Raw genomic sequence first — 12,504 nt, 5'->3', positions numbered from 1 at the left:
GAGTGGTTTTTCTATTCTGCTTTCATTCAAAGATACAGAAATGCCCATCCCAATGACAAAACAAAAAACTTTTTTAAAATATTTGATTGTAGCATCAATCAGCTCATACGCCTTTTTCAGTCCAACCCAAAAGGTACTCGCGCGCGACGCCCCCCAACCGAACCATACCCTGACCACTCAAGAGGCCGTTAACCGTGCCTACAATAATTACAAATCAACAACAGATGGGTCTAATGCGTCGTATATTCCGTATTTAGAGAAAGCTAATAAAAAACTTTATGGAATTGTCATTGTCACGATAGACGGAAAAATTTTCAAGGCTGGAGATTCTGATTATTCTTTTCCAGTTGAATCAATTTCAAAAGTTTTTACCTTGGCGCACGTATTAAAAATACAAGGCGCAAAGAATCTGCAAAATAAAATTGGCGTCAATGCCACCGGTCTTCCTTTTAATTCTGCTTTGGCTATTGAACTTAATAACGACAAACTGACAGGCAGTCCCCCACCTGGTAATCCTCTCGTAAACGCTGGTGCAATTGCCACTGCAAGCCTTGTCGAAGGCAAATCATTTGAAGAAAAATGGAATACTGTCATTAAGACAGCTTCTGCTTTTGCAGGACACCCATTGAGTCTAAACAAAGATGTTTACGACTCTGAAATGGCAGATAATCAGCACAATCTAGCCATAGCTATTCTTCTGAAAAGCTATAACTATCTCTATGCCGATTCAACCGAGACCATCGATCTATACACACGTGAATGCTCTTATAACATTACAGCAAAAGATTTGGCTGTTATGGGAGCCACATTGGCTAATGGCGGAAATAACCCTCTTACACATCAAAATGTCGTCGACGAGGAAACAAGTATGAGAGTTCTCGCAGTCATGGCGACTGCTGGCCTTTATAACACCTCGGGCGAATGGCTTTACAATGTTGGATTGCCTGCAACAAGTGGTGTCGGCGGCGGTATTATGGCTGTTGTACCTGGAAAAATGGCAATTGCAGTCTACTCATCACCTCTCGATCCCGCAGGAAACAGTGTGCGTGGACAACTAGCTATCCAGTCTATCGCACATGATCTAGGGATAAGTATTTTCAAAAAAAAATAGATAGGTATTAAAAAATATTAGAGTGACCGGTGATGCCGTATGCTGAACAGATGTTAATTATTATTTTCCATTATGGCATCATAAATAATGCTTTCTACCCGGATAGACAATCTTATCTTGTGATTTCTGATCGAAAAAACCCTACTCAATAGGGCACCGGATTTGCTGTGGCTTTGGGCACAAAACGATTGGGCTGGTGCCGCCAAGTTATGAATGCCTTTGTCGCGGAGTATAGAAACTATTAATATGTTACAATACGTCATCGATTACCTGTGGCCTTATCCTCCATGTTTGTCGACAGACAAAATTAATCTTCAGCCCTTCGAAAAAAGGTCAATAAAAGCAGTTTCCATGACTAGCATAGACGGATCATTCTGTAATCCGCAAGCTTCTTTCAGAAATTATGGGAGCAATCTTGGCTGCCATCATTGGAGTGAAAGATATAGATTATCGACTGTCGACCATATTTCTGTGCCAATTTAGGTACGAGGGGGATAGACCCGTTGCGCTTTATCAACCACCCGCCACGATCCTCACCAACCTCAAATTTCACCTCTTTAAACTTCGCGGCCATTCGGGCCTGCTGAAGAAGCTTTTTTTAGTTGCGGAAACGATATTTCATACGTCAGAGGCCCGAGCCATTCGGTTTGATCAGAATAAAAGGACTGCCTGCATCTAGAGGGTTGTAAGTCCTGCCTTCCGAATCAAGGTAACGGGATCTGAATGTCCATCAGCATCGCTATCCCCAAGTCCAATTTAATATCCTGTAAACTGCCCCCGCAGTGTGTCCACCAAAGATTATTATAGTGCGCCATAGAATCGTTAAATTCGTCGCAAGCGCGCGGAATTCAAAACCTAAATTTACACTATGTAATATATAAAATGGCGGAGAGGGTGGGATTCGAACCCACGGTACCCGCGAAGGCACAACGGTTTTCGAGACCGCCCCGATCGACCACTCTGGCACCTCTCCGTACGGCTCTGCTGTTGCGCTGAACCTGATCGACGGACGGGCTTATGACGGGGTTTATCCGATATTGCAAGAGGCTAGAAACGACTTCCTTCAAGAAATCTGATTGCAACGTTGTTTTTTCGTCGTTTCTGATTGACTGAAAGCCCTCACTTCTGTATCGACCGCGACTGTTCCATATGGCCGTTTCTTGTGGCCATCGTGGAGCCAACGACAAAAAGCGACTGGGTCGCGCCAGACCGGGAACACCCGGCAGCAGCGGCCACGAGATCGGAACAGAGAGAGTTTCCAGAATGTACGCAGTCATCCGCACCGGCGGTAAGCAGTATCGCGTTGCTCCCGAGAGCATCCTCAAGGTCGAGAAGCTCGAAGCTGAAGCCGGCAGCACCATCACCTTCACCGACGTCCTGATGGTTGGCGGCGAAGGCATCCTGACCGTTGGCGCACCGCTGGTTGCTGGCGCAACCGTGACGGCAACCGTCGTTGCTCAGGATCGTCTGCCGAAGGTGATCATCTTCAAGAAGCGTCGCCGTCAGAACAGCCGCCGCAAGAATGGCCACCGTCAGCCGGTGACCGTCCTGCGTATCAACGCGATCAACGCGGCCTGATTGGCCAGACACTTTAGGTAAGGACAAACAGTCATGGCACAAAAAAAGGCAGGCGGCTCGAGCCGTAACGGACGCGACAGTGCAGGTCGTCGTCTGGGTGTGAAGAAGTTCGGTGGCGAAAGCGTCATCGCAGGCAACATCATCGTCCGTCAGCGCGGCACGAAGATGAAGGCTGGCGCCAATGTCGGTATCGGTCGCGACCACACGCTGTTCGCTCTGACGGACGGCCACGTGCAGTTCCAGCGCCGCGCAGAAGGCCGCGTCCACGTTTCCGTGGCACTGCCGGAAGCTGCTGAATAAGCAGCCCGCTGTTCCAGCGCGAGCAGAAAGGGCCGGTCCTGTTCGGGGCCGGCCTTTTTGCGTATAAAGCGCTCCACACCTTATTCTTTTCGGACAATACGATGAAGTTTCTCGACCAGGCCAAGATCTATGTGCGTTCCGGTGACGGCGGGGACGGCGTGATCGCATTCAGGCGCGAGAAATACATCGAGTATGGCGGTCCGGACGGCGGTGATGGCGGTCGTGGCGGTGATATTGTGTTTCGTGCTGTACCCGGCCTGAACACACTGATCGATTTTCGCTACACACAGCATTTCAAAGCCCGTAAAGGCGGAAATGGCGCAGGTTCCAACCGGACCGGTGCAGCCTCTGCAACCGTCACCATCAATGTACCGATCGGCACACAGATTTTTGACGAAGATCGCGAAACCCTGCTGGCCGATCTTGATGTGGAAGACAAGGAAGTCCTGCTGTGCCGCGGTGGCGACGGCGGTCTGGGCAACACCCATTTCAAAAGCAGCACCAACCGTGCGCCACGCCGTGCCGATAAAGGCTGGCCGGGCGAAGAGCGCTGGGTGTGGCTGCGTCTCAAGCTGATTGCCGATATCGGCCTTGTGGGCCTTCCGAACGCGGGCAAGTCGACACTTCTCTCCGTCGCATCTCGTGCGCGCCCAAAAATTGCTGATTATCCGTTCACGACCCTGCACCCCCAACTCGGTGTGGTTCGCCTGAATAACACCGAAGAATTTGTGATCGCCGACATTCCCGGCCTGATCGAAGGCGCCAGCGAAGGCGCTGGCCTCGGGGACCGGTTCCTCGGCCACGTAGAACGCTGCGCTACCCTCCTTCACCTGATCGACGGAACGGAAAGTCAGGTCGTCAAGCACTGGCGCCTGATCCGCAAGGAACTTCAGGCTTATGATCCAGAGCTTGCGGCCAAGCCCGAGATTATTGTCCTGAACAAATGCGACTCTCTGACGCCCACGCAGCGTTCCGCCAAAAAACGGGCACTGGCCAAAGCGTCCGGTGCCGAAGTGCTGATGCTGTCTGGCGCGACGCAGGAAGGCCTGCCCGAACTGCTCCGAATGCTTCAGGATCGCGTGACGGTTGCCAAAAAGGACCGTCAGGGATGATCGCTGCGGCTTGTGCTCCTCATCTGGCGCAAGCCCGCCGGATCGTTATCAAGATCGGAAGCGCGCTTCTGGTCGATTCAGCCAACGCCACCCTACGACAGCAATGGTTGCAGAGCGTGTGCGCAGACATCGCCGAACTGCGCGCGCACGGTGCAGAGATCATTGTCGTCTCATCGGGCGCGATCTCCCTTGCGCGACATCGTCTTGGCCTCACGTCCCGCAGACTGCGTCTGGATGAGAAGCAGGCCATGGCCAGTGTGGGGCAGATCGGGTTGGCGCAGGGCTGGAGTGCAGCGCTCGCAGACCACGATCTGGTCGCGGCACAGCTTCTCCTGACGCCGGACGATACAGAAAACCGTGAGCGCCACCTGAATGCCCGCGCCACGCTCCAGACACTACTCGATCTGGGCTGTGTGCCGGTCATCAATGAAAACGATGCCATCGCCACCAGCGAAATCCGCTTCGGTGACAATGACCGTCTGGGCGCCCGCGTCGCCCAGATGACGGGCGCGGACTGTCTGGTGCTGCTGTCAGATATTGACGGTCTCTATACGGCGGATCCCCGACAGCATCCTTCCGCACTGCATATTCCCGTCGTGGAACAGATGACTGACGACATTATGGCCATGGGGGGCGCGCCGCCACCCGGCTATTCGTCCGGCGGAATGCGCACAAAACTTCTGGCCGCAAGAATTGCAACGCGCGCCGGTGCCAACATGGTCATTGCAGCCGGACAGGAACACCATCCTTTGCGCAGGCTGCAAAATGGCGGCCTCTGCACCTGGTTCCTGGCCCAGACCGATGCAGGATCAGCTCGCAAGCGCTGGATTGGCGGGAGCCTCCACCCCAAAGGCTCACTGACAATTGACGCCGGCGCAGGCCGCGCTCTTCAGGAAGGGGCATCTCTCCTTCCCGCAGGCGTAACCGGACTTGAGGGCACGTTCGGACGTGGCGATCTTGTCGTCATCCGAGATGTTGAAGGCAGTGTGGTCGGACGTGGCCTGATTGGTTATGACTCGGACGAAAGCCTGAAACTGATCGGACATCGCTCCGGCGAAATGGAGCAGCTTTTGGGATATCGCGGGCGGGATGCGTTAATTCATCGGGATGATCTGGCCCTCGATCATCCCTGATACGCCCTGCCCTGCTGCTCAGCCCCGTGGGGGCCAGCGCAGCTTTGGTTCGGAACGGGGCTGGTAAGCGTCATTCTCAGCAACCAATTTTGCAGACTGCTTCTTGTCTATGACGCGACCAAGGGGCTGGCGGGCAGTCTCTGTTGCGCCTTGCTCCCACGGAGCGCGTGACCAAGCCCGTTCTGACGCACCGGACAGGTCATCCCTCGCTGGAGCTGGTGCAGCCTTAAAACCCCGACGCGGCAGGGTCTCAGGGTCGTCCCTCCCCATCGCGTCTCGTCCCGAACCAATCTGCTCCGGACCATCTTCATAGGAGGGCAGGTCAGGACGCAGAGTACGTGCTGGCATCAGATAGTCTTCATCTATCCGCGCCATGCGCTCCTGAGATGCAGGGGCAGTCTGCGCCACCGGCTCCGCAGACAGAGTATCCGGACGCGTCGAGACCGCCAGACGCAGATTCAATGCCCGGAGTTCAGCACGCATCTCGGCAATCTGGAACTCCAGATCCTGTAACCGGGGCTTGGTACCGAACACGGCGAAGGGCATGCACAGCAGTGCCAGCACGAAAAAAGCGGCCACCACGACCAGGCACCCGAAGGCCCAGCCTGGCAGCCAGGAAAAATCAGACATCATGAGGAGGCCCGGTCCAGTCTGAAAGTGGCGTGTTCGATGTTCCGGCGGCCGGAATTACATTCCAAGGGCGCGACGATAGATATCAAGCAGGGTTTCCTGCTCCTCGATTTCTGCTGGCTCCTGCTTGCGCAGACGGATGATCTGCTTGATGACTTTTACGTCAAATCCGGCCGATTTGGCCTCAGAAAAAATATCCTTGATATCGCCAGCCAAAGCTTTGCGTTCTTCTTCCAGACGCTCAACACGCTCGATGATGGAGCGCAGACGGTCCGCAGCGATCCCGCCCGTGGCAGCGCCTTCGTTCTTGATTTCTGCATCCATGGTCCGGTTTCCTTATGTCGTCTGGGCTATGTTTTGCCGACGCTGCGCAAACACAGCATCCGCCGCGCGGCTTATCGTGATGAGGGCAGGACGGTCAACGGAATTATGTGCACGTTTCATGAACGCGTGAGCATGACGAAGCTCTTCTCCCGATGTCGTGCACCGCTCGTCCCTTGACAGAAAGCCCCCCGACAGGGAACTAAACGGTGCCTGAAACGGCCTGAACCTTAACCCTTTTTTCCCGGTCTGCGGGTTCGAGAGGTCAGAGAGTCTTCCATGGAACATTTTCAGCAGGTCGAGCCCTTCGACTATGTCATCTTCGGCGCCACTGGCGATCTCACGATGCGCAAGCTGCTGCCCGCGCTCTATAACCGCCTCCGTCTGGGGCAGATTCCGGATGATGCCTGCATCATCGGAGCCGCCCGGACAGAGCTGAGCCGGGAAGCCTATGTTGCGCGGGCCCGTGAAGCGCTTGAGCGCTTTCTTCCTTCGGATGTCCTGAGCCCCGGATTGGTGGACCGTTTTCTGGCTCGTCTGGACTATGTGACACTCGACAGCAGCCGCGAGAGCACACAGTGGGACAGCCTCACATCTCTTCTCGCCAAGGCGCAGCCTGATCGTGTGAGGGTCTTTTATTTCGCAACTGCGCCGCAGCTTTACGGCAGCATCTGCGAAAACCTGCACCGCTACGGGCTGATCACGCCCAGTTCGCGGGTGGTGCTTGAAAAGCCCATCGGAACGGATATGGCAACCGCAACCGCCATTAATGACGGCGTGGGCCAATACTTCCCGGAAAAGCAGATCTATCGGATCGATCACTATCTCGGCAAAGAGACGGTCCAGAACGTTCTCGCCCTGCGTTTTGCCAATCCGTTGATGAACGCGGCATGGTCGGCAGAGCATATCGAGAGCGTGCAGATCACTGCCGCCGAGACGGTCGGCGTGGAAGGTCGTGCCGCCTATTACGATACGTCGGGCGCATTGCGCGACATGATCCAGAACCATCTGCTTCAGGTGCTGTGTCTGGTCGCCATGGAAGCGCCGGATTCTCTTGAGGCCGATGCCGTCCGCAACGCCAAGCTGGCCGTTCTGAACGCTCTGCGTCCAATGACCGAAGCCAGTGTGGCGACCGAGACCGTACGGGCGCAATACACTGCCGGCGTGGTCGGCGGTGAAAATGTTCCGGGCTATCTTGAAGAGCTGGGCACGCCCAGCGCCACGGAAACCTATGCTGCCGTCCGCGCCTGGGTTGATACGCCGCGCTGGAAGAACGTGCCGTTCTATATCCGCACAGCCAAGCGCTCAGCCCGCAAGGTCAGCGAGATCGTCGTGACGTTCCGCCCGGCCGCCACCACAATGTTCGGCGCCACCCCCGCCAGCAACAGGCTCGTCCTGCGTATCCAGCCCAATGAGGGCGTGGAACTGCGTTTGAACGTCAAAAATCCCGCACTGGACGTGTTCAACCTTCACACTGCGGATCTGGACACGTCCATCCGTATGGAAGGCGGCATGCCCTTCCCCGACTCCTACGAGCGGCTGCTGCTTGACGCGGTCCGGGGTGATCCGGTCCTCTTCATCCGTCGCGACGAGGTCGAGGCTGCATGGCGTTGGGCAGAACCGATCCTCGATGCATGGAAGCACAACAAAGTTCCCATGCAGACCTACAGCGCGGGGTCCTACGGTCCCGATCAGGCTACTCGTCTGCTCGCCGAGCATAACGACACCTGGCATGAAGCCTCGGAGTGAGCACATTTGAGTGATGATAAAAGCGCAACGCCCCGTCTGGGCCGCGCGCCGGGAAAAAATACACGTCGTCAGCCCCGCAGCTTCAAACAGCTTCTGCTGCGGCGGCTTCTGATTGTCATCCCGGCTTTTCTGCTCATGTTCATCGCAGTCCGAAGCGGACTGCTGGACATGTCTTATGACAAGATCACGTTCAGCAAACTGAGCTGGTTCGACAATACCGCCCTCGTGGAGCATTTGCGCCTCGCGGTGGTAAAGGACAACCTGACAGATCTGCCGCGCAACTGCCTCGTCTTCGTTGTTAATGGCAATGCATCTGACAATACGCCGACAATGGATGTGCTCGGACGCCACGGAAATGGCTGTCCCGGCGCAACACCGTCGGCGGACAAGCTGTTCAGCCTGAAGATCAACCGTTCCGAACGGACTGTGCAGACCGACGCCGGAACCCCCGGCTCGTTTCACAATCTGCCCCTGTAGCGTTTCCTGAAAAGGTGGAACGTCTGAGTTAGGACGTTCCACCCCTCTCCCGCGCAAAAGCCTCGCGCAGGAACATCCCCCCTTCCCTCAACGCCCGACGTCCGTCCCGGAACAGCGCATAGCCGTTCAGGAAACCATGAATCATGCGCGGAAAATTTTTCAGCACAACCGGCACGGCGGCCTCATCAAGACGGCGGGCATAAAGCTCGCCCTCGCCCCTGAGCGGATCAAACCCCGCAGTGACGATCATGGCAGGCGGAAGGTTACTGAAATCATCTGCCAGCAGCGGCGAAAACGCAGGATCGAAAAGCTGCTCCGGGCTCGCCAGCGTCTGTCCGCAATACCAGTACAGAAGCTCCGCACTCAGCATGTAGCCGTCCGCATAATCCTGACGGGAGGGCGGAACGAACGGACCACTCAAGGCGGGATAATATAAAAGCTGCGCGCTGAGCGGGCGTGCCCCCCGCGCCCTCACCCATTGCGTGAGCGCCCCGGACAGATTTCCCCCCGCACTGTCGCCCGCCACAGCCACAGGCATATCGGCTGGCACCGTCCTGAAAATCCAGTCCAGCGCGGCTTTGGCGTCGTCCAGAGCGGCTGGAAAACGATTCTCAGGCGCAAGACGATAATCCAGCGACAACACCATCGCCCCTGAAGAGGCCGCAAGACGGCAGCAGATCCCATGATGGGAGACAAGATCGCAATGCACGAATCCGCCGCCATGCAGAAACAGCACAATACCCCTGACTTCCCCCCGCGGCCGGTACAGACGCGCACTGCGCGGTCCCTCGGCTCCGGGAACACGAATCTCACGCCACCGCCGGATCCGCAGCGATGAAAGACTGACCGGGAAACTCGGACGCCCCGTCACACGGCGGATCTGCCGCAGGGCGTCCGCAGAAGGCTGTGGAGCAGGGATGGGCGGAATTTCGTCAAGGACGATTTTTCGCGGGGTAAAACCGCGCCTACGGCTCTGGCGGTTCAGCCAGAACAGGAAGATCCGCAATGTCAGGGCCGGGGTCAGTGGTTTGGGCAGGCTCGGGAGCATGTCTGCATTATGCCGACCTGTCCCTGAAAAGTCTGCCCTTGACCCCGCAGTCATCCCGGAGCAGTGTCTGCCCCGCCAGACGGCTGGACGATCGCTGTGTGTGCGATGAGGATCGCATACAGGGAGGAAAGTCCGGGCTCCACGGGAAAACGGTACCGGTTAATTGCCGGCGGGGGCGACCCCAGGGACAGTGCCACAGAAAACAGACCGCCCGCCGGACTGTTTCCCCAGCGATTTATCGCCGGGAAAATACGTTGCGGGTAAGGGCGAAACGGTGCGGCAAGAGCGCACCGCATCTCCGGCAACGGCGATGGTCATGGTAAACCCTACCGGGAGCAAGACCGAATAGGAACGGCAGGTTTCCGCAAGGAAGCCGGGGGCTTCTCGCCCCGTCGTTCGGGTTGGTTGCGTGAGGCCTGCAGCAATGCAGGTCCCAGAGGAATGATCGTCCCGCTTTCGGGCGGACAGAACCCGGCTTACAGGCCGTCTGGCACCCTCTGAAAATCTGTTCTTCCAGTAATTATCCCCTCCCCCAAAGAAGAACAAAAACAGAACAAATAACGGCAGGTATAGATCCGCCTCCGCGATTATCCTTGATAAACCCTAATAAACCGCAAAAATTTCCGTCACATTTCAACTTTTGAAAATGCCGCAGTTTTCTGCGGTTTTTTAATGATATCTGTTTGACGTCCCATGAAATCCCATGATATCCCAATAAAGACCAAGCCAAATAATCAGCAGCCGAATACCCGGTTCTGAATGCAGGAAGGAGGCACATCGTTCATGAGCATGTTCCTCGGCACGCATCAGAACCGTTTCGATGCCAAGGGGCGCGTCTCCATTCCTGCACCTTTTCGTGCCGCCCTGAAATCCCAGGCGCAGCCGGGTGATCCGCTTGTTATTCTTCGTCCGTCCCATCTCCACCCGTGCATTGAGGGCTGGACGGTTGGCGCGTTTGCCTCCCTTGCCACCCCGCTTGACGAATATGATCCGTTTTCGGAAGACCATGAAGATCTGGCCGCCAGTCTCTATGCGGATGCCTATCCGCTGGACAGCGACAAGGAAGGCCGCATCATTCTTCCAGAAACCCTGCGCACCCACGCAGCGCTGACGGACGAAGTGTCTTTCATGGGGCTGGGACGGACATTCCAGATCTGGCATCCCGCCGCTGCCGAAGAGCGCCGTCAGGCAGCCCGCAGCCGCGCAAAAACACTTGCAACCAGCCGTCGCCCCATCAGCGCCCCCGCTGCCATCAACACTGCCGGAGCAGCCGAATGAACGCGATCACTCTGGTTCATTCGGGCCATGTCCCGGTCATGCTGCACGAGGTCCTCGAAGCCCTCGCGCCACGCGCTGGCGGCCGTTATCTGGACGGCACGTTCGGAGGCGGTGGCTATGCCCGCGCCATTCTGAACGCCGCTGACTGCACGCTCGACGGCATCGACCGTGATCCGGCAGCTATCGAACGCGGAAACGCTATGGCCGTACAGGCCAACGGGCGACTGCGGATGCATCAGGGCACGTTCGGAGACATGGAGGCCCTGGTCGGCGCAGAGGGGCCGTTTGACGGCATCGTACTGGATCTGGGTGTCTCGTCTTTCCAGATCGATCAGGCCGAGCGCGGTTTTTCGTTCCGGAACGACGGCCCACTGGACATGCGCATGGGTTCGGACGGGCCTTCCGCTGCCGATCTGGTCAATGACCTCAAGGAAGCAGACCTTGCGGACATCCTTTACCGATACGGCGAAGAAAAACTCTCCCGCCGCATTGCGCGCGCCGTAGTGGCTGCCCGCGCCGAAGCTCCGATCACTACGACCGGCCAGCTTGCCCACATCATCCGGTGCTGCGTCCCTCGTGACCGCGCCAATATCGATCCTGCGACCCGCAGCTTTCAGGGGCTGCGGATTGCCGTGAACGACGAACTGGGCGAACTGGAACGGGCGCTGGAAGCCGCACCACGCCTTCTGGCGCCGGGCGGTATTTTCGTGGTCGTCACCTTCCATTCCCTCGAGGACCGTCTGGCGAAGCGCGCCATGGCCGTCCTTGCAGGACGGACGGGAAATCCTTCCCGCTACGAACCGGCTCCGCTCCGTCAGGACGCGCCGGCTTTTTCCCTTCTCCATTCCCGCCCCCTCTCCGCTACGGACGAGGAATCCCGGGAAAATCCGCGCGCGCGCAGCGCCCGTCTGCGTGCACTGGTCCGTAATCCCGTCTCAGGAATGTCCTCATGATCCGGCCCTTCACCGTCGCCTGCGCCGTCCTTGCCGCAGGATCCGGCCTGTTTCTCTATACGAAGAAGCATGAGACCACGGTTCTGGACCAGCAGATCACGAAAATCGTGCAGGACACGCAGCGCGTGCGAAGCCAGACCGCCATGCTGCGAACGGAATGGGCACTTCTGAACCAGCCGGACCGCCTCAACACACTCGCCGCCCGCTTCGTTCCGGCGCTGCATCCGATGGAGCCGGACCAGTTCATCCGCATGGCGTCTCTTGAAGCGCATCTGCCGGCTCCCGGCTCCAAGGCACAGGCAGCAGATCCTCGCGAAGGGCTGCATGAAGTCGTCAACAGGGCCGCAGAAGCCGCGCATCTTCCCCTGCCCGCTCCGCAGACTGTCGTGCATACGCAGCCTCCTAGCCAGAGTGCTCCAGCACCCCGGCCTATGGTCGTAGCCATGGCAAACCATCCGGCCCTTGTCGCCAAGCCTGCTGCGATCCCGGCGCGCTCCTCCCATGCCCATGCAGCAGATGTTCAACTCGCCTCCGCCGCATCCCGTCCGGCTATTGCTCCCGTCCACAGCCATGCGGACCCTGCGCCAAACGTCCATCTCGTGAGCTATCGTGAAAGCCACCCAGCGCCGCTGATGGTTGCTGCCTGGCATCCGCAGATCGTACGCGTCAGCCATGCTGCGGTGCCGACCCGCCTTGCGGAAGAACGTCCGCGAGTGCGTCACGCTCAACTTTCTGCTCTGGCAAATGCAAATGACGCATTGCCCGCGCCGGTGCCGTTGGCTAACTGAAAGCCCTTTCATCGTTAACCGCTCGT

13 protein-coding genes, 1 tRNA gene and 1 other RNA gene are annotated in these 12,504 nt (G+C 57.3%); 11 read left to right on the top strand and 4 right to left on the bottom strand.

Translation table 11 applies throughout. The annotated features are described in order from the left end of the window. The first annotated feature begins 40 nt into the window (after positions 1–40). Entirely contained in the window at positions 41–1,111 is a 1,071-nt protein-coding gene (gene glsA, locus ABDK74_RS00625) for a glutaminase A (RefSeq protein ID WP_346002307.1), read from the top strand. Positions 1,112–1,994: 883 nt separating this feature from the next. On the opposite strand, the gene ABDK74_RS00620 is transcribed toward glsA, so the two are convergent. Next, positions 1,995–2,084, bottom strand: a tRNA-Ser gene (locus tag ABDK74_RS00620). A gap of 290 nt (positions 2,085–2,374) precedes the next feature. Between ABDK74_RS00620 and rplU the strand changes: the two genes are divergently transcribed. The 4 genes from rplU to proB all read left to right on the top strand — a co-directional run bounded on the left by rplU (position 2,375) and on the right by proB (position 5,234). Next, positions 2,375–2,689: a 50S ribosomal protein L21 gene (gene rplU, locus ABDK74_RS00615; RefSeq protein WP_346002306.1), complete on the top strand. Its 315-nt coding sequence runs from the start codon at positions 2,375–2,377 to the stop codon at positions 2,687–2,689. Between the two features lie 33 nt (positions 2,690–2,722). Then, positions 2,723–2,989, top strand: a complete 267-nt coding sequence (gene rpmA, locus ABDK74_RS00610) for a 50S ribosomal protein L27 (protein ID WP_194254651.1) — start codon at positions 2,723–2,725, stop codon at positions 2,987–2,989. 101 nt (positions 2,990–3,090) lie between these two features. Next, on the top strand, positions 3,091–4,101 hold the full coding sequence (gene obgE / locus ABDK74_RS00605; RefSeq protein ID WP_346002305.1) for a GTPase ObgE: 1,011 nt from the start codon (positions 3,091–3,093) through the stop codon (positions 4,099–4,101). Continuing rightward, positions 4,098–5,234, top strand: a complete 1,137-nt coding sequence (proB, locus tag ABDK74_RS00600) for a glutamate 5-kinase (protein ID WP_346002304.1) — start codon at positions 4,098–4,100, stop codon at positions 5,232–5,234. The genes obgE and proB overlap by 4 nt, the downstream gene beginning before the upstream one ends. Before the next feature lie 18 nt (positions 5,235–5,252). Here proB and ABDK74_RS00595 read toward each other — a convergent pair whose 3' ends face one another. Together ABDK74_RS00595 and ABDK74_RS00590 are read right to left on the bottom strand one after the other, a co-directional pair. Beyond that, positions 5,253–5,867, bottom strand: coding sequence for a hypothetical protein (locus ABDK74_RS00595; protein ID WP_346002303.1), 615 nt, complete (start codon positions 5,865–5,867; stop codon positions 5,253–5,255). Positions 5,868–5,921: 54 nt separating this feature from the next. Further along, the gene (locus ABDK74_RS00590; protein ID WP_099286501.1) at positions 5,922–6,188 is read right to left on the bottom strand and encodes a DUF2312 domain-containing protein; all 267 of its coding nucleotides are present in this window, start codon (positions 6,186–6,188) and stop codon (positions 5,922–5,924) included. A 276-nt stretch (positions 6,189–6,464) separates the two neighbouring features. Here ABDK74_RS00590 and zwf point away from each other — a divergent pair, with 276 nt between their 5' ends. Both zwf and ABDK74_RS00580 read left to right on the top strand, forming a co-directional pair. Then, positions 6,465–7,934 (top strand): glucose-6-phosphate dehydrogenase, encoded by a 1,470-nt coding sequence (gene zwf / locus ABDK74_RS00585; protein ID WP_346002302.1) that lies wholly within the window; start codon positions 6,465–6,467, stop codon positions 7,932–7,934. A gap of 6 nt (positions 7,935–7,940) precedes the next feature. Further along, positions 7,941–8,411: a hypothetical protein gene (locus ABDK74_RS00580; RefSeq protein ID WP_346002301.1), complete on the top strand. Its 471-nt coding sequence runs from the start codon at positions 7,941–7,943 to the stop codon at positions 8,409–8,411. Between the two features lie 28 nt (positions 8,412–8,439). On the opposite strand, the gene ABDK74_RS00575 is transcribed toward ABDK74_RS00580, so the two are convergent. Then, on the bottom strand, positions 8,440–9,435 hold the full coding sequence (locus ABDK74_RS00575) for an alpha/beta hydrolase (protein ID WP_408874488.1): 996 nt from the start codon (positions 9,433–9,435) through the stop codon (positions 8,440–8,442). Between the two features lie 99 nt (positions 9,436–9,534). Here ABDK74_RS00575 and rnpB point away from each other — a divergent pair. The 4 genes from rnpB (at position 9,535) to ABDK74_RS00555 (ending at position 12,478) form a co-directional block, all read left to right on the top strand. After that, an RNA gene (rnpB, locus tag ABDK74_RS00570) (RNase P RNA component class A) lies at positions 9,535–9,954 on the top strand. Positions 9,955–10,242: 288 nt separating this feature from the next. After that, positions 10,243–10,737: a division/cell wall cluster transcriptional repressor MraZ gene (gene mraZ / locus ABDK74_RS00565; RefSeq protein ID WP_346002299.1), complete on the top strand. Its 495-nt coding sequence runs from the start codon at positions 10,243–10,245 to the stop codon at positions 10,735–10,737. Next, positions 10,734–11,690, top strand: a complete 957-nt coding sequence (gene rsmH, locus ABDK74_RS00560) for a 16S rRNA (cytosine(1402)-N(4))-methyltransferase RsmH (protein ID WP_346002298.1) — start codon at positions 10,734–10,736, stop codon at positions 11,688–11,690. The genes mraZ and rsmH overlap by 4 nt, the downstream gene beginning before the upstream one ends. Then, positions 11,687–12,478: a hypothetical protein gene (locus ABDK74_RS00555; protein ID WP_346002297.1), complete on the top strand. Its 792-nt coding sequence runs from the start codon at positions 11,687–11,689 to the stop codon at positions 12,476–12,478. The genes rsmH and ABDK74_RS00555 overlap by 4 nt, the downstream gene beginning before the upstream one ends. The last annotated feature ends 26 nt before the right edge of the window (positions 12,479–12,504 follow it).

The sequence above is a fragment of the Gluconobacter sp. OJB genome (assembly GCF_039638275.1).
Classification (GTDB): Bacteria; Pseudomonadota; Alphaproteobacteria; order Acetobacterales; family Acetobacteraceae; genus Gluconobacter; species Gluconobacter cerevisiae.
This window is presented reverse-complemented; position numbering and strand designations above follow the sequence as displayed.

Coding starts and splice junctions, on each gene's coding strand:
- rplU (WP_346002306.1), top strand. CDS start 2,375: ATGTACGCAGTCATCCGCACCGGCGGTAAGCAGTATCGCGTTGCTCCC.
- glsA (WP_346002307.1), top strand. CDS start 41: ATGCCCATCCCAATGACAAAACAAAAAACTTTTTTAAAATATTTGATT.
- rpmA (WP_194254651.1), top strand. CDS start 2,723: ATGGCACAAAAAAAGGCAGGCGGCTCGAGCCGTAACGGACGCGACAGT.
- mraZ (WP_346002299.1), top strand. CDS start 10,243: ATGAGCATGTTCCTCGGCACGCATCAGAACCGTTTCGATGCCAAGGGG.
- ABDK74_RS00590 (WP_099286501.1), bottom strand. CDS start 6,188: ATGGATGCAGAAATCAAGAACGAAGGCGCTGCCACGGGCGGGATCGCT.
- proB (WP_346002304.1), top strand. CDS start 4,098: ATGATCGCTGCGGCTTGTGCTCCTCATCTGGCGCAAGCCCGCCGGATC.
- obgE (WP_346002305.1), top strand. CDS start 3,091: ATGAAGTTTCTCGACCAGGCCAAGATCTATGTGCGTTCCGGTGACGGC.
- ABDK74_RS00595 (WP_346002303.1), bottom strand. CDS start 5,867: ATGATGTCTGATTTTTCCTGGCTGCCAGGCTGGGCCTTCGGGTGCCTG.
- ABDK74_RS00555 (WP_346002297.1), top strand. CDS start 11,687: ATGATCCGGCCCTTCACCGTCGCCTGCGCCGTCCTTGCCGCAGGATCC.
- zwf (WP_346002302.1), top strand. CDS start 6,465: ATGGAACATTTTCAGCAGGTCGAGCCCTTCGACTATGTCATCTTCGGC.
- rsmH (WP_346002298.1), top strand. CDS start 10,734: ATGAACGCGATCACTCTGGTTCATTCGGGCCATGTCCCGGTCATGCTG.